The organism is Streptomyces sp. GDS52 (assembly GCF_052246875.1).
Lineage (GTDB): Bacteria > Actinomycetota > Actinomycetes > Streptomycetales > Streptomycetaceae > Streptomyces > Streptomyces cathayae.
The window spans coordinates 3,656,951-3,676,744 of sequence record NZ_CM125966.1 but is presented as its reverse complement, the minus strand read 5'-3'; the positions used below and the strand labels follow the sequence as shown (position 1 = coordinate 3,676,744).

23 protein-coding genes are annotated in these 19,794 nt (G+C 68.1%); 12 read left to right on the top strand and 11 right to left on the bottom strand.

What is annotated here, in order from left to right; all coding sequences use genetic code 11:
- Window positions 1-88 precede the first annotated feature (88 nt).
- Window positions 89-301 (bottom strand): DUF5326 family protein, encoded by a 213-nt coding sequence (locus ACTWJ9_RS16705; protein ID WP_279335024.1) that lies wholly within the window; start codon window positions 299-301, stop codon window positions 89-91.
- Window positions 302-450: 149 nt separating this feature from the next.
- Window positions 451-768, bottom strand: coding sequence for a cupin domain-containing protein (locus ACTWJ9_RS16700; RefSeq protein ID WP_279335023.1), 318 nt, complete (start codon window positions 766-768; stop codon window positions 451-453).
- Window positions 769-826: 58 nt separating this feature from the next.
- Here ACTWJ9_RS16700 and ACTWJ9_RS16695 point away from each other — a divergent pair, with 58 nt between their 5' ends.
- The 6 genes from ACTWJ9_RS16695 (at window position 827) to ACTWJ9_RS16670 (ending at window position 5,535) form a co-directional block, all read left to right on the top strand.
- Window positions 827-1,204 carry a phage holin family protein gene (locus ACTWJ9_RS16695; RefSeq protein ID WP_279335022.1) on the top strand — a complete coding sequence of 126 codons (378 nt, stop codon included), beginning with the start codon at window positions 827-829 and terminating at the stop codon, window positions 1,202-1,204.
- A 5-nt stretch (window positions 1,205-1,209) separates the two neighbouring features.
- On the top strand, window positions 1,210-1,701 hold the full coding sequence (locus ACTWJ9_RS16690; protein WP_279335021.1) for a low molecular weight protein-tyrosine-phosphatase: 492 nt from the start codon (window positions 1,210-1,212) through the stop codon (window positions 1,699-1,701).
- Entirely contained in the window at window positions 1,698-2,870 is a 1,173-nt protein-coding gene (locus ACTWJ9_RS16685; protein ID WP_443294374.1) for a cystathionine gamma-lyase, read from the top strand. Before ACTWJ9_RS16690 ends, ACTWJ9_RS16685 begins: the two co-directional genes overlap by 4 nt.
- 223 nt (window positions 2,871-3,093) lie before the next feature.
- Window positions 3,094-3,999 carry a LysR family transcriptional regulator gene (locus ACTWJ9_RS16680; RefSeq protein WP_279335019.1) on the top strand — a complete coding sequence of 302 codons (906 nt, stop codon included), beginning with the start codon at window positions 3,094-3,096 and terminating at the stop codon, window positions 3,997-3,999.
- 87 nt (window positions 4,000-4,086) lie between these two features.
- On the top strand, window positions 4,087-4,569 hold the full coding sequence (locus ACTWJ9_RS16675; protein WP_109376553.1) for an NUDIX domain-containing protein: 483 nt from the start codon (window positions 4,087-4,089) through the stop codon (window positions 4,567-4,569).
- A 96-nt stretch (window positions 4,570-4,665) separates the two neighbouring features.
- Complete coding sequence (locus ACTWJ9_RS16670) at window positions 4,666-5,535, top strand: GNAT family N-acetyltransferase (protein WP_279335018.1); 870 nt, start codon at window positions 4,666-4,668, stop codon at window positions 5,533-5,535.
- Window positions 5,536-5,603: 68 nt separating this feature from the next.
- Here the strand turns inward: ACTWJ9_RS16670 and ACTWJ9_RS16665 are convergent, their stop codons facing one another.
- Window positions 5,604-6,026: a GlcG/HbpS family heme-binding protein gene (locus tag ACTWJ9_RS16665; RefSeq protein ID WP_279335017.1), complete on the bottom strand. Its 423-nt coding sequence runs from the start codon at window positions 6,024-6,026 to the stop codon at window positions 5,604-5,606.
- A 154-nt stretch (window positions 6,027-6,180) separates the two neighbouring features.
- Window positions 6,181-7,395 carry an MFS transporter gene (locus tag ACTWJ9_RS16660; RefSeq protein WP_279335016.1) on the bottom strand — a complete coding sequence of 405 codons (1,215 nt, stop codon included), beginning with the start codon at window positions 7,393-7,395 and terminating at the stop codon, window positions 6,181-6,183.
- A gap of 142 nt (window positions 7,396-7,537) precedes the next feature.
- Here ACTWJ9_RS16660 and ACTWJ9_RS16655 point away from each other — a divergent pair, with 142 nt between their 5' ends.
- Both ACTWJ9_RS16655 and ACTWJ9_RS16650 read left to right on the top strand, forming a co-directional pair.
- Window positions 7,538-8,008: a MarR family winged helix-turn-helix transcriptional regulator gene (locus ACTWJ9_RS16655; protein ID WP_387035391.1), complete on the top strand. Its 471-nt coding sequence runs from the start codon at window positions 7,538-7,540 to the stop codon at window positions 8,006-8,008.
- A gap of 38 nt (window positions 8,009-8,046) precedes the next feature.
- Entirely contained in the window at window positions 8,047-8,499 is a 453-nt protein-coding gene (locus ACTWJ9_RS16650; RefSeq protein ID WP_279335014.1) for a GNAT family N-acetyltransferase, read from the top strand.
- 64 nt (window positions 8,500-8,563) lie between these two features.
- Here the strand turns inward: ACTWJ9_RS16650 and ACTWJ9_RS16645 are convergent, their stop codons facing one another.
- Both ACTWJ9_RS16645 and dnaB read right to left on the bottom strand, forming a co-directional pair.
- Window positions 8,564-9,949: a serine hydrolase domain-containing protein gene (locus ACTWJ9_RS16645; RefSeq protein ID WP_279335013.1), complete on the bottom strand. Its 1,386-nt coding sequence runs from the start codon at window positions 9,947-9,949 to the stop codon at window positions 8,564-8,566.
- Window positions 9,950-9,973: 24 nt separating this feature from the next.
- Window positions 9,974-11,452: a replicative DNA helicase gene (dnaB, locus tag ACTWJ9_RS16640; RefSeq protein ID WP_279335012.1), complete on the bottom strand. Its 1,479-nt coding sequence runs from the start codon at window positions 11,450-11,452 to the stop codon at window positions 9,974-9,976.
- Between the two features lie 458 nt (window positions 11,453-11,910).
- Here dnaB and ACTWJ9_RS16635 point away from each other — a divergent pair, with 458 nt between their 5' ends.
- On the top strand, window positions 11,911-13,248 hold the full coding sequence (locus ACTWJ9_RS16635; protein WP_279335011.1) for an MATE family efflux transporter: 1,338 nt from the start codon (window positions 11,911-11,913) through the stop codon (window positions 13,246-13,248).
- Between the two features lie 97 nt (window positions 13,249-13,345).
- On the opposite strand, the gene rplI is transcribed toward ACTWJ9_RS16635, so the two are convergent.
- The 4 genes from rplI to rpsF all read right to left on the bottom strand — a co-directional run bounded on the left by rplI (window position 13,346) and on the right by rpsF (window position 15,046).
- Window positions 13,346-13,792: a 50S ribosomal protein L9 gene (gene rplI, locus ACTWJ9_RS16630; protein WP_279335010.1), complete on the bottom strand. Its 447-nt coding sequence runs from the start codon at window positions 13,790-13,792 to the stop codon at window positions 13,346-13,348.
- An 18-nt stretch (window positions 13,793-13,810) separates the two neighbouring features.
- On the bottom strand, window positions 13,811-14,047 hold the full coding sequence (rpsR, locus tag ACTWJ9_RS16625; RefSeq protein ID WP_003949403.1) for a 30S ribosomal protein S18: 237 nt from the start codon (window positions 14,045-14,047) through the stop codon (window positions 13,811-13,813).
- A 43-nt stretch (window positions 14,048-14,090) separates the two neighbouring features.
- Window positions 14,091-14,678, bottom strand: coding sequence for a single-stranded DNA-binding protein (locus ACTWJ9_RS16620; RefSeq protein WP_279335009.1), 588 nt, complete (start codon window positions 14,676-14,678; stop codon window positions 14,091-14,093).
- A gap of 77 nt (window positions 14,679-14,755) precedes the next feature.
- Complete coding sequence (gene rpsF, locus ACTWJ9_RS16615; protein ID WP_062188887.1) at window positions 14,756-15,046, bottom strand: 30S ribosomal protein S6; 291 nt, start codon at window positions 15,044-15,046, stop codon at window positions 14,756-14,758.
- A 315-nt stretch (window positions 15,047-15,361) separates the two neighbouring features.
- On the opposite strand from rpsF, the gene ACTWJ9_RS16610 reads away from it, so the two are divergent.
- The 3 genes from ACTWJ9_RS16610 to ACTWJ9_RS16600 all read left to right on the top strand — a co-directional run bounded on the left by ACTWJ9_RS16610 (window position 15,362) and on the right by ACTWJ9_RS16600 (window position 18,076).
- Complete coding sequence (locus ACTWJ9_RS16610) at window positions 15,362-15,676, top strand: hypothetical protein (protein WP_279335008.1); 315 nt, start codon at window positions 15,362-15,364, stop codon at window positions 15,674-15,676.
- Between the two features lie 163 nt (window positions 15,677-15,839).
- A complete protein-coding gene (locus ACTWJ9_RS16605; RefSeq protein ID WP_279335007.1) occupies window positions 15,840-16,961 on the top strand; it encodes a lipid II:glycine glycyltransferase FemX in 1,122 nt (373 codons plus the stop codon).
- A gap of 83 nt (window positions 16,962-17,044) precedes the next feature.
- Window positions 17,045-18,076 (top strand): alanine racemase, encoded by a 1,032-nt coding sequence (locus ACTWJ9_RS16600; protein WP_279335006.1) that lies wholly within the window; start codon window positions 17,045-17,047, stop codon window positions 18,074-18,076.
- Window positions 18,077-18,234: 158 nt separating this feature from the next.
- Here ACTWJ9_RS16600 and ACTWJ9_RS16595 read toward each other — a convergent pair whose 3' ends face one another.
- Window positions 18,235-19,743, bottom strand: coding sequence for a glycosyltransferase family 87 protein (locus tag ACTWJ9_RS16595; protein WP_387035386.1), 1,509 nt, complete (start codon window positions 19,741-19,743; stop codon window positions 18,235-18,237).
- Between the last annotated feature and the right edge of the window lie 51 nt (window positions 19,744-19,794).

The following is a 19,794-nucleotide window of genomic DNA, read 5'->3' as shown; positions in this document are numbered from 1 at the left end:
ACCGCATACGGACGGTCCGTCCGGAAAACTTCCCCCGGCCGAGGGAACCGGTGTCGCTCGTTACCGCTTCACCGGCTCCCCATGGGGCTCACCAGTCGCCGCGCGACGATGAACTCGACGTGAACTTCCGTACGACGTAGATGAGTCCGCCGACCAGGGCGGCGAACACCAGCACCTTGAAGAGCAGCCCGATCACGAAGCCGACCACGCTCGCTATCAGCCCCCCGAACACGACCAGGGCGATGACCGGCACCGCGATCCACTTCACCCACCACGGCAGTCCCGTGAAGATCTCTCGCATCGCCTTCGTCCTTACCTCTCCGCCCGCCTCGTGCCGGGTCGCGTGAATGATGTCCTGCACTCGATGCTAGGTCTCCAGGAGCCCCACCGGGAGTCTCGGATCCCTTGTCCTCCCCTGACCGGTCCCCTAGGGAACCCCGAGAGCGCGGCTCAGCTCTCGGGGGGAGAGAACACCACCAGGACCCGCAGGTCCTCACTGATGTGATGGAACTTGTGCGCGACACCCGCCGGCACGTACACCACGCTGCCGCGTGCCACCTGCGTGGTCTCCATGCCGACGGTGATCGCCGCCCTGCCGCTGACGACGAAGTACACCTCGTCTTGGTTGTGCGGCTGCTGCGGATCCTGCCCGCCCGCGTCCAGGGCGTACAGGCCGACCGACATGTTCCGCTCCCGCAGGAACTGAAGGTAAGCACCATCGTTGGCGGCGCGTTCGGCCTCCAGTTCGTCCAGCCGGAATGCCTTCATAGCCTGTCCGCCCCTGCCTCACTGCTCATGTCCGGTCCTGTCTGCAACGATCAGACACATGAAGAATTTCGTAGTCAAGACGATCGCCAACGCCGCTGCCCTCGCGGTGGCGGTGTGGCTGATCGACAAGATCACCCTCACAGGTGACAGCACGGGCAAGGAAATCGGCACCCTCATACTCGTGGCGTTGCTCTTCGGCGTGGTGAACTTCCTGGTCAAGCCGGTCGTGCAGCTCCTGAGCCTCCCGTTGCTCATCCTGACGCTCGGGTTGTTCACCCTGGTGGTGAACGCGCTGATGCTGCTGCTCACCTCCTGGCTGGCCGACCAGTTCGACCTGAGCTTCCATGTGGAGGGCTTCTGGACGGCCGTGCTGGGCGGTCTGGTCATCTCGGTCGTCTCCTGGGCCCTCAACGTCGTTCTGCCCGACGGGGACTGAGCACCTTGACGTACCGCGTCTGTTTCGTCTGCACCGGCAACATCTGCCGTTCCCCGATGGCCGAAGCCGTCTTCCGCGCGCGTGTCGCGGAGGCCGGCCTCGACGGCACGGTCGAGGTGGACAGCGCCGGCACCCACGGCTGGCACGAGGGCGGCGGCGCCGATCCCCGCGCGGTGGCCGTCCTGGAGGAGAACGGCTACGCCGCGGACCACACGGCCCGGCGGTTCGACCCGTCGTGGTTCGCCCGTCTCGATCTCGTCGTCGCGCTCGACACGGGCCACCTCGAAGCACTGCGCCGCCTGGCACCCACCCCACAGGACGCGGCCAAAGTGCGCCTGCTGCGCTCGTACGACCCCGAAGCGGGCGATGATCTCGACATACCGGACCCGTACTACGGAGGTGCGGACGGCTTCGTCGCATGTCTTGAGATGGTGGAGGCGGCCGGTACCGGGCTGCTCACCGCGGTACGCGAGCAGACGGAAGGACGATCGGTATGAGCGATTCCACGACGGACGGCGGCTGCGGGACGGACCCGAGAGGGCCCTTCACCGGTGACGGCACCCGCGCGGTGCGGGCCGGACTGCCCGAGTCGGTCAAGCACGAACCGACCCTGCCCGGCCCCGTCTTCGCCGCCCATTTCCACCTGCCCGGCGACCCCACCGGCCCCTACACCTACGGCCGGGACGAGAACCCCACATGGACGCTGCTGGAGCAGGCCATCGGAGAGCTGGAGGCTCCGGGGCAGGACGGCGCCGAGACCCTGGTGTTCGCCTCGGGCATGGCCGCGATCTCCTCGGTGCTCTTCTCGCAGCTGCGCGCCGGGGACACGGTCGTCCTGCCGGACGACGGCTATCAGGTGCTGCCCCTGGTGCGCACCCAGCTGGAGGCGTACGGCATCGAGGTGCGTACCGCGCCGACCGGCGGCGACGCCCAGCTCGACGTCCTCGACGGCGCGCGGCTGTTGTGGATCGAGACACCGTCGAACCCCGGGCTCGACGTGTGCGACGTGCGGCGACTCGCGGAAGCAGCACATGCGCGCGGCGCACTGGTCGCCGTCGACAACACTCTCGCGACACCGCTCGGCCAGCGCCCGCTGGAGCTCGGTGCCGACTTCGCCGTGGCCAGCGGAACCAAACAGCTCACCGGCCACGGAGACATCCTCCTGGGGTACGTCGTCGGCCGCGACGCCGAGGCGATGGCCGCCGTGCGTCGCTGGCGCAAGATCGTCGGTGCCATCCCCGGCCCCATGGAGGCATGGCTCGCGCACCGCTCGATCGCCACACTCCAGTTGCGGGTCGACCGGCAGAACGCCACCGCGCTGACGCTCGCTCAAGCCCTTCGGGAGCGGACCGAGGTGACGGGACTGCGCTATCCGGGGCTGCCGGACGATCCCTCGCACCGGGTCGCCTCGCAGCAGATGCAACGCTTCGGGTGCGTGGTGTCCTTCACACTGCCCACGCGCGCGCGTGCGGACCGTTTCCTCGACGCGCTGCGGCTCGTGGACGCCGCGACCAGCTTCGGCGGCGTGCGGTCCACGGCCGAGCGGCGCGGCCGCTGGGGCGGGGACGCGGTTCCGGAGGGCTTCATCCGTTTCTCCGTCGGCGCCGAGGATCCGGCCGACCTGGTGGCGGACGTACTGCACGCACTGGACGAAACGGCCGCCTGACGGGGCCGTTCGGACGGGTGACAGGCGTCCCGCTCCGGACGACGGACGGTCCGAGCCTCCCCCCTCGTGGCTCGGACCGCCCTCGGTTCTTCGCGCGAAGAACCACGCGACCAAGGCTAGTTGACTCGATGTCAGTGTCCAATCACTGTAGCGACAGCGACCTATCGACATATTTATAGTGGGGCCTGGGCGGCAACGGGGCTGACGAAGAGGAGGGCGTGCCGTGGACCTGGCCTTGTTGCGGACCTTCGTGACCGTGCACCGAGCCGGCTCCTTCACCCGGGCCGCCGCCCTGCTCGGCCTCTCCCAGCCTGCCGTGACCTCGCAGATACGGACCCTGGAACGGCAGCTGGGCCGGCCCCTGTTCCTGCGGCAGGCCCGCGGCGTGACACCGACGACCATCGGAGACGAACTCGCCCACAAAGCGGCGCCGCATCTCGACGCTCTGATGGAGATCACCGAGACCGGACTCGAAGAGGACTCCTCCTCGCGGACACTGCACCTGGCAGGGCCTCTCGAATTCACTGCCGAGCGGGCGGTGCCCGCGCTCACCGCGCTGACCCGCGAGAACGGCCGCAGCTTCGCCTTACGCACCTCCTTCGGGACCGCCGAGGAAACCCTGGAAGGGCTGGCCGCGGGGCGGCATGATCTGGCCATCAGTACGGTCCGGCCGCGGGGCACGCTGCTCTCGGCGACCGCGCTCTGCGACGAGGAGCACGTCCTGGTCGCCGCGCCCCGCTGGACTCGGCAAGCCGGCTCCGACAGGCTCCACCGCACCGGGAGGTCCGCGCTGGAACAGATCCCGGTGATCGAGGTGCACGAGTCGCTTCCCCTCGTCTCCCGCTACTGGGCCTCCGTCTTCGACTCCCGCCCTGTCACCCCGGGCACCGTCATCGTTCCGGATCTACGCGCGGTGCTGGCCTGCGTCGCCGCGGGTGCCGGGCTGGCCGTACTGCCCCGGTACCTGTGCACGTCCGCACTCGAACGCGGAGAGGTGATCGCGCTGCACGAGCCCGCCGTGCCACCGCTGCGTACGTACTTCCTGGTGGTCCGGAACGGCACGCTGGCAATGCCGCATGTCGCGCGTGCTCATGAGTGGCTGCAGCAGACAGCCACCGACTGGTGCTGATCCTGCGGCCACGCGGCTCATCCGGGAAAACCGGCCGCCGGCCTGTCGCGATGTTTCACGTGGAACAAGCTGGGCCACATTTCCTCCATGACCGTCCGACCCGTGGTCAAGCGCACCGCCCGTGCCGTCCTGCTGGACGGTGATCACCTGATCCTGATCAAGCGGACCAAGCCCGGCGTGGATCCCTACTGGGTCACCCCCGGGGGAGGAGTCGAGCCGGAGGACCCGACCGTCGTCGACGCCCTGCACCGAGAGGTGTACGAGGAACTCGGCGCCAAGATCACCGACGTGGTGCCCTGCTTCGTCGACACGGTGGAGCACATCGGCGAGGACGGTGGCGCCACCGGGGTGAAGGTGCAGCATTTCTTCGTTTGCCGTCTGGAGTCCATGGATCCGTCGTTGCGACACGGCCCGGAGGTCGACGAGCCCACCGGCGAGTACCAGATCGTCCGTGTGCCGTTCACTCGCGTGGGCATCGCCTCCGTCCATCTCGTCCCGTTGTCACTACGGCACTACCTGGACGGCAACATCGAGGGTGTACGCGCCATGCACGCTCCCGACCTGGGATGACCCCCGGGCACCACCCGGAGGACACCGGCGCGTGGGCTTCCCGAGATCTCGGAAACGGGTGGACACCGACAGCCTCCGTCGGACAGCCTGACCTGCGTGCCGACACCCTCCCTTGCTTCTCTGCCCATCCGTCGCCTCACCCTCCGCGATCTCCCGGCCTGCGCCGACCTGTCCGAGGATCGCGGGTGGCCGCGTGAGGAGCACAAGTGGGGGCTTCTTCTCTCCGCGGGGAAGGGCTACGGGATCGACGATCCCGACGGCGGTCTGGGCACCGCCTGTGTCGTCACCGAGTACGGCCCTCAGGAGCGCCCCGCACTCGGGGCCATCGGTATGGTCCTGGTCGCCGAACGGCATGCCCGCCAGGGCATCGGACGCCACTTGATGCGCCATGTCATGTCGGCGATGAGCGCCACGCCCCTGACACTGCACGCGACACCGAACGGCCTCCCTCTCTACGAAGAGCTCGGTTTCAAGGTCATCGGCCGGGCGGAAATGCTCCGCGGGCACTTCGTCCCGGGCGGGGCAGAGCTTCCAGGGGCCTTCACCCGCACCGCCACCGCCGCGGACCTGCCCGCCCTCCTCCGGCTCGACGAGGAGGTGTTCGGGGCGGACCGTACGCACATCGTCACCCGGCTGCCCGCATTCGCCGACCAGGTGCGCGTGGCCGAGGAGAACGGCCGGATCATCGGTTACGCGGCCGCGTGGCCCAATATGGACACCCATGTCGTGGGCCCGCTGATCGCCCTCGACACCCCTACAGCCATGGCACTCCTCGCTTCTCTCGCCGCTCACACCGACCGGCCGCTGCGGACGGACATCGATGTACGGCATGGAGAGCTGCTGGCCTGGGCGAAGGAGCGCGGTCTGGCATCCATCGCCTTCAACGCGGTCATGACGTACGGGATCACGGAAATGCCCGGGGACTGGACCCGAAGGTTCGCCCCCGTGACGGTCGCGGCCGGCTGAGGTCTCCGGACACGACGACGCCGGTTCCCGAAGTTTCCGGGAACCGGCGTGCCCTGGGGGACCGCCCGTCAGGCGAGGGCGTCCACGGCAGCCGTGGCGAAGGAGTGATCCTGCTCCGGCGCACCGCCGCCGACGCCGACCGCGCCGATCAGCCGGCCGCCGCGCCGGACGGGCACACCACCGGCGATGAACAGCAGCGGCCGGTCCAGTGCGGTGGGCAGGGTGTGGAAGAGCCCTCCCGGCTGCACGGCCTCGACGAGGTCCGCGGTGGGCGCGTCCAGCTGAAGCGCGGTGTACGCCTTGCGGGTGCTGGTCTCACCGGAGATCAGCACGGCGCGGTCGTCCCTCCGGAAGGCGAGCAGATGCCCTCCTGCGTCCAGGACGGTCACGCTGACCGTGACCCCGGCGGCCTCGGCAGCCTGGTGCGCGGCTGCGACCAGGGCTTCGGCGTCAGCGGTGGTGAGCGGGACGACAGCGGTGGTGGTGCTCATGAGCAAGTAACTCCTTGGTGTACGGGCGATGCCGGGTTGCAACGGTGACGTCGGTGGCCGTGGTGACATCGGTGGTCGTGGTGAGGAGGTGGCCGGTGGCGGCCGAGGACGGGGGGTGAGGACGGTTCCGGGCTCGTTCTCGCCGGCGTTCGGATCAGTGGGGGACTGAGGTCCGCTGTCCGGTGGGCGCCGGGCCTGTGACTGCGCCCCCGGCGCTGGAGGCCTTGTCCCGGTGGTCGAGGGCGGCGGACACGAAGGCCAGCAGCAGGGCACCCGCCGCAAGAACGGCGCCGACCCAGTTGGGAGCGGTGTAACCGAGCCCTGCCGCGATCACGAGACCCCCGAGCCACGCGGCCAGGGCGTTGCCGAGGTTGAAGGCGCCGATGTTCATGGCCGAGGCCAGGGTGGGGGCGCCGTGAGCCTGGTCGAGAACCCGCTTCTGCAGGGGCGGGACGGTGGCGAAGCCCAGGCCGCCGATCAGGACGATCGTGACGGCCGCCAGGACCTTGTGGTGCGCGGTCAGTGTGAAGAGCGCCAGCACGACGGCGAGAGCGCCCAGAGACACGTACAGCATGGGCATCAGGGCGCGATCCGCGTACTTGCCGCCGATGAGATTGCCCCCGACCATGCCGAGGCCGAAGAGGACCAGCAGCCAGGTGACGGATCCGTCGGCGAAGCCGGCGACGCGCGTCATCATCGGCGCGATGTAGGTGATGGCCGCGAAGACACCGCCGAAGCCCAGCACGGTCATCGCCATGGCCAGCAGGACCTGGACGTTCTTGAAAGCGGCCAGTTCATCACGTAGCCGTACGCCCTCCGGCCGGGGGAGGTCGGGAACGAGCTTGGCGATGCCGACCAGACCGACGGCACCGAGCGCGGCGACGATCCCGAACGTGACACGCCAGCCGGCGGACTGGCCGACGAGAGTGCCCAGGGGAACACCGACGACATTGGCGACGGTCAGCCCGGTGAACATCATGGCGATGGCCCCGGCCTTCTTGTCGGGGGCGACCAGCTCTGCCGCGACCACGGAGCCGATACCGAAGAAGGCACCGTGGGCCAGTGAGGCGATCACCCGCCCGAGCAGCATGACGCCGAAGACGGGGGCCAGAGCCGAGAGCAGGTTGCCGACGATGAACAGGCCCATCAGCATCATCAGCATCCGCTTGCGGGAGACCTTGGTGCCGAACACGGTCATCAGCGGGGCACCGAACACGACGCCCAGGGCGTAGCCGGTCACCAGATGGCCGGCGGTGGGGATGGAGACACCGAAGTCACCTGCGACCTCGGGCAGCAAACCCATGATCACGAACTCCGTCGTTCCGATCCCGAAAGCCCCGATCGCGAGGGCGAGGAGCGCGAGAGGCATGAAGGAAACAGACCTTTCAACTGATTGCGCATGCGCCTTACAGGCAAGGACAATAGTTGCATGCGCGGGTTACTTGCAAGCGCGGTCTATTTCGGTCTTGCTCTACCCTGGCCTCAGCAGCTCCTGAACGGAGGGAACGCCCATGACCGCCACGGATCCCGCACGGACCGCCCTCACTCAGGGCTGGTGCGCGCTCTCGTTGCTGCACGGGAGAATCGAGGCCCATATCGAGCGGGCGCTCCAGGCCCAGCACGATCTGAGCGTGCGGGAGTACTCCCTGCTGGACGTCCTGAGCCGACAGCACGACGGCGTCGGGGGGCATCTCCAGATGAAGCAGGTGGCCGACGCGGTCGTACTCAGCCAGAGCGCCACCACCCGCCTGGTCACCCGGCTCGAGAACCGCGGCCTGCTGGAGCGCTATCTGTGCCCCACGGACCGGCGCGGCATCTACACCAACGTCACGCAGGCCGGTCTCCTGCTGCTGGAGAAAGCACGGCCGACCAATGACTCCGCGCTGCGCGAGGCTCTCGACGCGGCGGCGGAGAACCCCGAACTGGCCCCACTGGTCCGCGCAGTGGAGACACTGAAGACATCGGTATCGGTACCTGCATGAGGCAACCGCCTCGACGCATGTCTGCGTAGGGTGCGGCCATGGGAGATCTTGAGATACGCCCCGCAGTCGCCGGCGACATCCCGGCGATCGTCGACATGCTCGCGGACGACCCCTTGGGCGCACAACGTGAGTCCCCGGACGACCATCGCCCGTACCTGGCTGCCCTGGAGCGACTCAGCTCCGATCCGAACCAGCATCTGGTCGTCGCGGTCCGCCAGGGCCGTGTCGTCGGCACGCTCCAACTCACGATCGTCCCCGGGCTGTCCCGGCGCGGTTCCACGAGGTCGATCATCGAGGGCGTCCGCATCCACACCGAGGAGCGCGGCAGCGGCCTCGGGACCCGGCTCATCGAGTGGGCCATCGATGAGTCCCGTCACCAGGGCTGCCAGTTGGTCCAGCTGACCTCCGACAGCACCCGCGCCGACGCCCACCGCTTCTACGAGCGGCTCGGCTTCTCGGCTTCCCACGTGGGTTTCAAGCTCACACTGTGAAGGCGGACAAGGAGCCTGTTTCACGTGAAACAGGCTCCTTCCACAACCTTCCGCACAACCGGGCCTACCCGACGCCCCGCCATCCCTCGGGATCCGCTCCGCCCGGTACAAAAGCCTCCTCGTCATACGGTCGGCGGTTGAACACGAAGGACCCGAGGTCCAGATGGCTCACCGATCCGTCCGACCGCCGTACGGGCCTCAGGAGCTCTCCGGCGTAGTAACCCTCCAGTCCTGTCCAGGTGCCGTCGCCGTTCGATCGGAAACTCGAACCACGGCCCTTGCCGGACAGCGGCTCCAGCGACACCAGCCCGTCGGCCGACAGCCGCAGGGCGAAGCCGAGCGTCCCCCAGTACCACTGCCCCACCAGCTCCAGCACAGCGGAGTCCGCCTCCCGCAACGGCCGCCAGGGCGCGGGGATACGGGGTTCCGCCTCGGCGACGATCCGAACGAGATCGGCGGCGACCGGGAACAGCAGCGGTCCGGACGTGCAGTTCGCCAGGACCACCGCGGCCACGTCGTCCTCCACGCTCATCACAAGACAGGCAAGGAAGCCCGGCAGTGATCCGGTGTGCCCGATGAGGGCCCGCCCGTCCCGGTGACGCACCTCCATTCCCAGGCCGTACGCATAGCCGCTCGCCACGTCCGCCGCCTCCGCCGGTGCCGCCGGCCTCCTCATCTCTCGCAACGACCCGATATCCAGTACCCGCTCGTCACCATGGGCCAGAAACGCGGCAAAACGCGCCAAATCACTTGTGGTGGACCAGAGTTGACCTGCGGGTGCCATCCGTCCGAGATCCTCGGCGGGCTCACGTTGCATCACGTCCGCCCATGGATGCACCGCCCAGCCATCCGCATACGGTGCCTGCGGGCGCACACCTGTCCGATGCAGACTCAAGGGCTCGAGCACTTCACGTCGGAGAACGGCCTCCCACGAAGCACCGCGCATCTTCTCCACGAGCGCGCCGAGCAGCGCGTATCCGGGGTTCGAGTAGTGGAACCGCCTGCCGACCGGGTGCACCAGGGGGTGCTCGCCCAGTACGTCGGCGAGGCCGGGCCGCAGGGAGCCAGGAGTACGCTCCCACCAGGGGCCCGGCGTCTCAGCCGCCAGACCACCGGTGTGCGCGAGCAGTTCGGCGATGGTCGCCTCCCCCGCGCCCGTGCCCGGCAGGTACTTCTCCAACGGCTCGCCGAGGTCGACCACCCCCTCGTCACGCAGCCGGAGCACCAGGACGGCGGTGAAGGTCTTGGTGAGGGAACCGATCCGGTACTGCGTGTCCCCGTCCGGCGCGTTCCCCTCCAACGACGTCCGCACACCCGCCCACACCGCTTCTCCGTCCCGCACCACGGTCGCGACGAGAGACGGGGCCCGCTCTTCGGCCTGGGCGACGGCGATCCGGTGCAGCAACGCCCGACGCGTACCGGCCAGCAGTTCTTCCTGAGGTGTCGTCATGCCCTCAGTTCAGCAGGAATCCGATCAGGTCTGCGCCATGTCCACGAAGCGTGAGTAATGTCCCTGGAAGGCGACCGTGATCGTCGCCGTCGGGCCGTTTCGGTGCTTGGCCACGATCAGGTCGGCCTCACCCGCACGCGGGGACTCCTTCTCGTACGCGTCCTCACGGTGCAACAGGATGACCATGTCGGCGTCCTGCTCGATGGAACCGGACTCTCGCAGGTCGGAGACCATCGGCTTCTTGTCGGTGCGCTGCTCGGGGCCACGGTTGAGCTGGGAGAGCGCGATGACCGGCAGTTCCAGTTCCTTGGCGAGCAGCTTGAGGTTGCGGGACATGTCCGAGACCTCCTGCTGGCGGCTCTCCGCCCGCTTGGAACCACCGGACTGCATCAGCTGGAGGTAGTCGATGACGACCAGCCGCAGGTCGTTGCGCTGCTTCAGCCGACGGCACTTGGCACGGATCTCCATCATCGACAGGTTCGGGGAGTCGTCGATGTAGAGCGGCGCCGCCGATACGTCCGGCATCCGGCGCGCCAGACGGGTCCAGTCCTCGTCGGTCATCGTGCCGGACCGCATGTGGTGCAGGGCGACCCGGGCCTCGGCGGACAGCAGGCGCATCGCGATCTCGTTGCGCCCCATCTCGAGTGAGAAGACGACACTCGGCAGGTTGTGCCTGATCGACGCCGCACGGGCGAAGTCCAGCGCGAGCGTCGACTTGCCCATCGCGGGACGGGCGGCGATGACGATCATCTGCCCGGGATGCAGACCGTTGGTGAGCGAGTCGAAGTCCGTGAACCCCGTGGGTACACCGGTCATCTCGCCGCTGCGCGAGCCGATCGCCTCGATCTCGTCGAGCGCGCCCTCCATGATGTCGCCGAGCGGCAGGTAGTCCTCACTCGTGCGCTGTTCGGTGACGGCGTAGATCTCGGCCTGCGCACGGTTGACGATCTCGTCGACGTCGTCGTCGGCCGCGTATCCCATCTGGGTGATGCGGGTGCCGGCTTCGACCAGGCGGCGTAGTACGGCGCGCTCGTGCACGATCTCCGCGTAGTACGCCGCGTTGGCCGCCGTGGGCACCGTCTGGACGAGGGTGTGCAGATACGAGGCCCCGCCGACCTTGTTGATCTCACCGCGTTTGGTCAGTTCCGCGGCGATCGTGATGGGGTCGGCCGGCTCGCCCTTCGCATACACGTCGAGGATGGCCGTGTAGACGGTTTCGTGAGCCGGTTTGTAGAAATCGTGGCCCTTGAGGATCTCGACGACATCCGCGATGGCGTCCTTGGACAGCAGCATGCCGCCCAGAACGGACTGCTCGGCCTCCAGGTCCTGCGGGGGCACCCGTTCGAACGCGGTACCTTCGCCCTCCCACGCTCCGGAGTCCCGGCCGCGGTCGTGCTGGTCCTCGCGGCCCCTGCCTCCGTTGTCACGGCGGCGGGAGGCAGGCAGACGATCGCTGGGGCCGCTGTCGGCCCACGGGTCGTCCAAGGGCTCGGAAATGCTCACCGAGCCACCTCCTCCCGTCCGCCGAGCGGACCTAGCCGTGGCCCTCTTTCTACGGCACGGCGCTGACAAATAGGACGCCCGACTCCGGTTGTCGCGCGCCGGATTTGCGGCCATTCGGCAACCGGCGGACGGAGCGGGCGCCGGACCACCGTAGGCCCGTATGCACCGTCAGCCAATCTGGTTATCCACAGACCCTGTGGACAACGGGGTCAATGCTGTGGAGAAGTTCGCCAAACCTGTGCACGACCCGGTGGACAGCCCTGTGAACAAGGAAACTCTGCCGCCGCGATGACCACGCTGACCTGGGGTTTCCTAGTCCACTGCCTGTGTAGAAGAAAAACTTTCCCAGACGGGCCAAGATCCCTTCGATCGCTGTGCGCATGCACACACCCTGCGCCATCAAGTAAGGGTCTATAGAGCTTTGCATCTCTTACCTGTGGACGATTAGATTGGTGCACATGACACAGGCCCCCGCGCGCCCACGCGCCGTCCGACGGCAGCACGACCGCGAGATCGTCATGCTGGCCGTCCCGGCTTTCGGCGCACTTGTCGCCGAGCCCCTTTTCGTCCTGGCCGACAGCGCCATCGTCGGCCATCTCGGCACCGCACAGCTCGCCGGTCTCGGCATCGCGTCGGCCCTTCTGGTGACCGCCGTGAGCGTCTTTGTCTTCCTGGCCTACGCCACCACCGCCGCCGTCGCCCGGCGCGTCGGCGCCGGTGATCTCCCTGCCGCCATCCGCCAGGGCATGGACGGAATCTGGCTCGCCCTGTTCCTCGGTGTCGCCGTCATCACTGTCGTCCTGCCCACGGCACCGGCCCTGGTGGACCTCTTCGGCGCCTCGGACACAGCGGCCCCCTACGCGATCACCTATCTGCGCATCTCAGCTCTCGGCATACCGGCCATGCTGATCGTGCTCGCCGCGACCGGTGTTCTGCGCGGACTGCAGGACACGAGGACGCCTCTCTACGTCGCCGTCGCCGGCTTCGTCGCCAACGGCATCCTCAACGTCGGGCTGGTCTACGGCGCCGGCTTCGGTATCGCGGGCTCCGCCTGGGGCACGGTCATCGCCCAGTGCGGCATGGCCGCCGCCTATCTGATCGTGGTGCTCAGAGGAGCACGCCGACACGGCGCCTCACTGCGCCCCGACATCGCGGGGATCAGGGCTTCCGCCCAGGCCGGCGCACCGCTGCTGGTGCGCACTCTCTCGCTCAGGGCCATCCTCATGATCACGACCGCCGTCGCCGCCCGACTCGGCGACTCCGACATCGCGGCTCACCAGATCATCCTCTCCCTGTGGAGTCTGCTCGCCTTCGCACTGGACGCCATCGCGATCGCCGGGCAGGCCATCATCGGCCGCTATCTGGGAGCCGGGGACGCACAGGGTGCCCGTGAGGTGTGCCGTCGCATGGTGGAGTGGGGCATCGGCGTCGGAGTCGTTCTCGGCGTGCTCGTGATGCTCTCCCGGCCGGTTTTCCTGCCCCTGTTCACCAGCGATTCCACGGTCATCGACGCGGCGCTGCCCGCTCTGGCGCTCATTGCCCTGTCCCAGCCGATCTCCGGCATCGTCTTCGTTCTGGACGGAGTGCTGATGGGCGCGGGCGACGGGCCGTACCTGGCCTGGGCGATGCTGATCACCCTGGCGGTCTTCGCCCCGGTCGCCCTGCTGGTCCCCGTGTTCGGGGGCGGTCTCACCGCGCTCTGGGGCACGATGACGCTCATGATGACCATTCGGTTGCTGACCCTGTGGGTCCGTACCCGTTCGGGCCAGTGGGTCGTCACCGGCGCCACGCGCTGACGCGGTTCCCGCGGAAGGCGGTGTTTCACGGGAAACGACGGTGGGGGCCGCACCCCGAAGGGTGCGGCCCCCACCTCACTGCTTCAGCGAGCAGTACTTACTCCGAGACGACCTCGATGTCGACCTTGGCGGCAACCTCGGGGTGCAGACGCACGTGCGTCTCGTGGGCGCCCAGGGTCTTGATCGGGGCACCCAGCTCGATGCGACGCTTGTCGACCTGAGGACCGCCGGAAGCCTTGATCGCGGAAGCGATGTCGGCCGGGGTGACGGAACCGAAGAGACGACCGGCGTTGCCGGAGCGGACCGCGAGGCGGACCTTGACGCCCTCGAGCTGGGCCTTCACCTGGTTGGCCTGCTCGATGGTCTGGATCTCGTGGATCTTGCGAGCACGACGGATCTGCTCGACGTCCTTCTCGCCACCCTTGGTCCAGCGGATCGCGAGCTTCCGCGGGACCAGGTAGTTGCGAGCGTAACCGTCCTTGACGTCGACGACGTCGCCCGCGGCACCGAGGCCGGAGACCTCGTGGGTGAGGATGATCTTCATGAGTCGGTCACCCTTCCCTTATCGCGCGGTGGAGGTGTAGGGCAGCAGCGCCATCTCACGGCTGTTCTTGACAGCCGTGGCGACGTCACGCTGGTGCTGCGTGCAGTTGCCGGTCACGCGGCGGGCACGGATCTTGCCGCGGTCGGAAATGAACTTCCGCAGCATGTTCGTGTCCTTGTAGTCCACGTACGTGACCTTGTCCTTGCAGAATGCGCAGACCTTCTTCTTCGGCTTGCGCACAGGCGGCTTCGCCATGATGTATCTCCTGTGTGATCAAGAAGTGTGGGTACGGCCCGCCCTAGAAGGGGGGCTCGTCCGAGTAGCCACCGCCGCCGCCGGAGCCTCCGCCCCAGCCGCCGCCCTGCTGGCCACCACCGCCCTGGTTGCCGCCGGCGGGAGCGCCGCCGGTCGCCCAGGGGTCGTCGGCCGGGGCGTTGCCGCCCTGCTGGCCGCCGCCGGAGCCTCCGCCCCAGCCGCCGCCCTGCTGGCCACCACCGCCGTAACCACCCTGCCCACCGCGGCCGGTGGTCTTGGTGACCTTGGCCGTGGCGTTGCGCAGGCTGGCGCCGACTTCCTCTACGTCCAGTTCGTAGACCGTGCGCTTGACGCCCTCACGGTCCTCGTAGGACCGCTGCTTCAGCCGGCCCTGCACGACGACGCGCATGCCTCGCTGGAGCGACTCGGCGACGTTCTCCGCCGCCTGACGCCAGACCGAGCAGGTCAGGAACAGGCTCTCGCCGTCCTTCCACTCGTTCGTCTGGCGGTCGAAGGTGCGGGGAGTCGACGCGACACGGAACTTCGCGACGGCCGCACCGGACGGGGTGAAGCGCAGCTCGGGGTCATCGACAAGGTTGCCGACGACCGTGATGACGGTCTCGCCTGCCATGGGGGAACCTCTCGGCGGGTTTGCTGCTGGCTGCTGGTACTGCTACTCGGATCCCGGGATCGACTGAGCGGAGACGCTCAGTGGTTCTCGGGGCGGAGGACCTTGGTCCGGAGGACCGACTCGTTCAGGTTCATCTGGCGGTCGAGCTCCTTGACGACCGCAGGCTCGGCCTGCAGGTCGATGACCGAGTAGATGCCCTCGGGCTTCTTCTTGATCTCGTACGAGAGACGACGACGGCCCCAGGTGTCGACCTTCTCGACCTTTCCGCCGCCGTCACGGACGACAGAAAGGAAGTTCTCGATCAGCGGGGAGACAGCACGCTCCTCGAGATCGGGGTCGAGGATGACCATCACCTCGTAGTGACGCATGTGGAACCCACCTCCTTCGGACTCAGCGGCCACGGTCGTTCCGTGGCAGGAGGGTCGTGATGCGTTGCGCAACGATGTCTGTCAGTAGAACAGCCGCCACTGACAATCGATGTCGGGCGGCGGTTTCCCAGGCCGACCGGGGCGGACCGTGGTCCTGCCCTGATCCTGACTGGATCTGTCCGGACAGACACCGGTGCAGACGGTACACAGTACCCGCACAGTGGCTTCCGGTTGAAATCCGGCCCGGAAGCCCGTCAGTCTGTACACATCGGGTGTGTACGGCGCTACGATGCGCCGCCTTTCGCAGGAGGTGCCATGGCACAGGCATTGCGACCCAACACCGCCGGAGGCCTTTTCGCCACGGACGGAAAGTCCCACCCACTCCAGGACACCCTGCTCGCGGTGACCCTGGTGCTGGGCATCACGTCCTTCATCACGGCGATGTTCCACCACCTGCACCTGCTCAGCTCCTGGACCGGCCTGGTGGGAATTCTCACCGGCGCGTACGGCCAGTGGGTCTCGCAGACGACACGGGGGCGCTTCGGCCTCATCGTGGGCCTGGGCGCATCGGCCGTCGGCTTCTTCCTGGGCATGGCCCACGGCGGCCTCTTCGGCGGGCTCTTCGACTGATTCCGGGCACCCCTGCCTGAATACCGTGGAGCGCCCCGGCCGACGACCGGCCGGGGCGAAGGTCCGTGCGCCCAACCGGGTCGGCTCCCAGGCGCAGTAGGCTTCGCGCGAGAGCCGGAGCCCCTGATCCCATGGGGACACACCAGCCCGAGGAGCGCCCCGAATGACCCTGACCCTGAGGACCATCAGCCGAGAGCAGCATCTGGCGTACCTCCAGAGCCTGCCGTCGGCGAGTCACATGCAGGTCCCGGCCTGGTCGGACGTCAAGGCGGAGTGGCGCGCGGAGAACCTCGGCTGGTTCGACGACCGGACCGGCGAGATGGTCGGCGCCGGCCTCGTCCTCTACCGGCAGCTGCCCAAGATCAAGCGCTACCTGGCCTATCTCCCCGAGGGCCCGGTCATCAACTGGTTCACGCCAAATCTTCAGGAATGGATCGAGCCGATGCTCGCGCACCTGAAGCAGCAGGGCGCGTTCTCGGTGAAGATGGGCCCGCCGGTGGTCATCCGGCGCTGGGAGGCGGTGACCATCAAGAAGGGGATCCAGGACCCGGACGTGAAGCGTCTGCGTGACCTGGAAGCCGACTTCATCGAGCCCCGTGCCTTCGAGGTCGCCGACAAGCTGCGCCGCATGGGATGGCAGCAGGGCGAGGACGGCGGGGCCGGCTTCGGCGACGTCCAGCCCCGCTACGTCTACCAGGTGCCGCTGGCGAACCGGTCCCTGGAAGAGGTCCACAAGAACTTCAACCAGTTGTGGCGCCGCAACATCAAGAAGGCCGAGAAGGCCGGCGTCGAAGTCGTCCAGGGCGGCTACGACGACCTGCCCGAGTGGCAGCGGCTGTACGAGATCACCGCCGTGCGCGACCGTTTCCGGCCGCGCCCGCTGTCGTACTTCCAGCGCATGTGGACCGCCCTCAACACCGAGGACCCCAACCGCATGCGGCTGTACTTCGCCCGGCACAACGGCGTGAACCTGTCCGCGGCCACGATGCTGATCGTCGGCGGCCACGTCTGGTACTCCTACGGCGCCTCCGACAACATCGGCCGTGAGGTCCGGCCCTCGAACGCGATGCAGTGGCGGATGCTGCGCGACGCCTACGCGCTCGGCGCCACCGTCTACGACCTGCGCGGCATCTCCGACTCGCTGGACGAGACGGATCACCTCTTCGGCCTGATCCAGTTCAAGGTGGGGACGGGCGGCCAGGCCGCCGAGTACCTCGGCGAGTGGGACTTCCCGCTGAACAAGCTGCTCCACAAGGCGCTCGACATGTACATGTCGCGCCGTTGAGCCCGCCCCCGCCGCACTGTCCGATCCATCAGCTCCCCTCTCTCTGACACACCGCAGCAACCAGAAAGGTTCCAGGTCCGGCCATGGCGCTCACGCTCTACGTCGACACCGCGCGCTGGCGGGCGCACCACAAGCACGTACAGCAGCAGTTCCCGGGGCTCGTCCCGGTCTGCAAGGGCAACGGCTACGGCTTCGGGCACGAGCGGCTGGCCGAGGAGGCCACCCGGCTGGGTTCGGACGTCCTCGCCGTCGGCACGACGTACGAGGCCGCCCGGATCAAGGACTGGTTCGGTGGCGACCTGCTGGTGCTGACGCCGTACCGGCGCGGCGAGGAGCCCGTCCCGCTGCCCGACCGGGTGATCCGCTCGGTTTCGTCGGTCGACGGTGTGTACGGTCTGGTCGGCGCCCGGGTGGTCATCGAGGTGATGTCCTCGATGAAGCGGCACGGCGTCAGTGAGCAGGATCTGCCCCAGCTGCACTCCGCCATAGAGAACGTCCGGCTGGAAGGCTTCGCCATCCACCTGCCGCTGGACCGCACCGACGGATCGGACGCCGTCGAGGAGGTCATCGGCTGGATGGACCGTCTGCGGGCCGCCCGTCTCCCCCTGCACACGATGTTCGTCAGTCACCTCAAGGCCGAGGAACTGGTCCGGCTGCAGCAGCAGTTCCCGCAGACCCGTTTCCGCGCCCGTATCGGTACCCGGCTGTGGCTGGGGGACCACGAGGCCACCGAGTACCGCGGTGCCGTCCTGGACGTCACGCGCATCGCCAAGGGGGAGAGGTTCGGCTACCGCCAGCAGAAGGCCGCGTCCGACGGCTTCCTGGTGGTCGTGGCGGGTGGTACGTCGCACGGGGTGGGTCTGGAGGCCCCCAAGGCGCTGCACGGTGTCATGCCGCGCGCCAAGGGCGTTGCCCGCGCCGGACTCGCCACGGTGAACCGGAACCTCTCTCCGTTCGTCTGGGGCGGCAAGCAGCGCTGGTTCGCCGAGCCGCCTCACATGCAGGTGTCGATCCTGTTCGTGCCCGCGGAGGCGTCGGAACCTCAGGTCGGCGAGGAACTGGTGGCCCACCTGCGGCACACCACCACGCAGTTCGACCGGGTCCTCGACCGTTGAGCGGCGGTGGGGGGACGAGCTGAGCGGCGAGCGCAGAACGCGGGAAGGCGTCTGAGCAGGCGTCCGGACAGCGAGGAAGGCCGGGCACGGTAGTACCGTGCCCGGCCTTCCTCATGCCTCTCTCGCCTGTCTCCGGGCGAGCGTCACCAGTCGTTCACTCAGAGTGAACCGCTGGTGGCGCCGGCCCCGCCCCACTTGACCCGTGGCCCGTCGAAGTGTGCGACATGCTGTGCGGGTCGGGCGGCGGGGCCGAGGACGAAGACGTCCTCGGCTCGGTCGAGCACCCCTCCCGAAGGATCGTCGTCACCGGAGCGGCGCACCGGGTCCCGCTCGGGCAGCAGGATGTCGCGCACGATCATGACGCACAGATAGAGCGTCCCGAGCAGATGCAGAACGATGGCCCAGTGATAACCGTCGACGGGCAGTCCCTTGTGGTCGTCTCCACTGGTCGTGTACGCGAGGTACATCCAGATGCCGAGGAAGTAGGCCACCTCGCAGGTCTGCCAGATCAGGAAGTCCCGCCACTTCGGCCGGGCCAGGGCGGCCAAGGGCACCAACCACAGGACGTACTGGGGTGAGTAGACCTTGTTGGTAAGGATGAACGCCGCGACGACCAGGAAGGCGAGCTGCGCGAAGCGCGGTCGGCGGGGAGCCATGAGAGCGAGTGCGGCGATACCCACGCAGCACAGCAACATCAGTGCTGTGGCGAGTGTGTTCACGGTGTCGGTGCTCAGCGGGTCGGACGAGTTGTGGGCGGTGATCAACCAGAAGGAGCCGAAATCGACGCCCCGTTCCTGGCTGAACGTGTAGAACTTCGACCAGCCGTCAAAGGCGAAGAACATCACCGGCCCGTTCACCACGGCCCAGGCGACGACCGCACCGCCCAGGGCGGTGCCGTACTCCCGCCAGCGGCCGGCGCGCCAGCACAGCACCAGCAGCGGCCCCAGAAGGAGCACGGGGTAGAGCTTGGCGGCCGTGGCAAGCCCCAGAAGGACCCCGAAGGCGAGGGGACGGCCACGCGACCACATGAGCATCGCCGCGGCCGTCAGGGCGACCGCCAGCAGGTCCCAGTTGATCGTCGCGGTCAGGGCGAAGGCGGGCGCCAGAGCGACCAGGAGACCGTCCCAGGGCCGCCGTGTGTGCGTGCGGGTCACACAGACGGCGATGACGGCCGCGCACACCATGAGCATCCCGGCGTTGACCATCCAGTACCACTGCTCCTGGTCCTGGATGCTGCCGCTGCCGGGCGTGAGCCAGGAGGCGACCTCCATGAACACACCGGTCAGCACCGGGTATTCGAGGTACTGCATGTCACCGGGGAGCTGGTCGAAGTACGGCACCAGACCGTCGGCGAAGCCCCGCCCCTGGTAGAGGTGCGGGATGTCCGAGTAGCACGCGTGCGTGTACTGGGAACCGGCGCCGAAGAACCACGCGCCGTTGTAACAGGGCGCCTTCTGTACCAGGCCGAGGGTGAACAGACCGATCGCCACGAGCACGATCACCCGGACCGGACTCCACCAGGACGCCCCGAGGAGGGCATGCCGCCCGAGCGGACCACCGATCAGCTCGCTGCCGGCCTCGGCGACCTCGTCCTCCCGGGTCGGTTCCACCGGCTCCGGCTCGCGGACGCTCGCTTGCGTCGATTCTCCACTGGGCATGCCGCACATCCTGCCGTACGTGCCAGGACTACGCCGAGGGCCGCCGTACCCGTGGGGTAC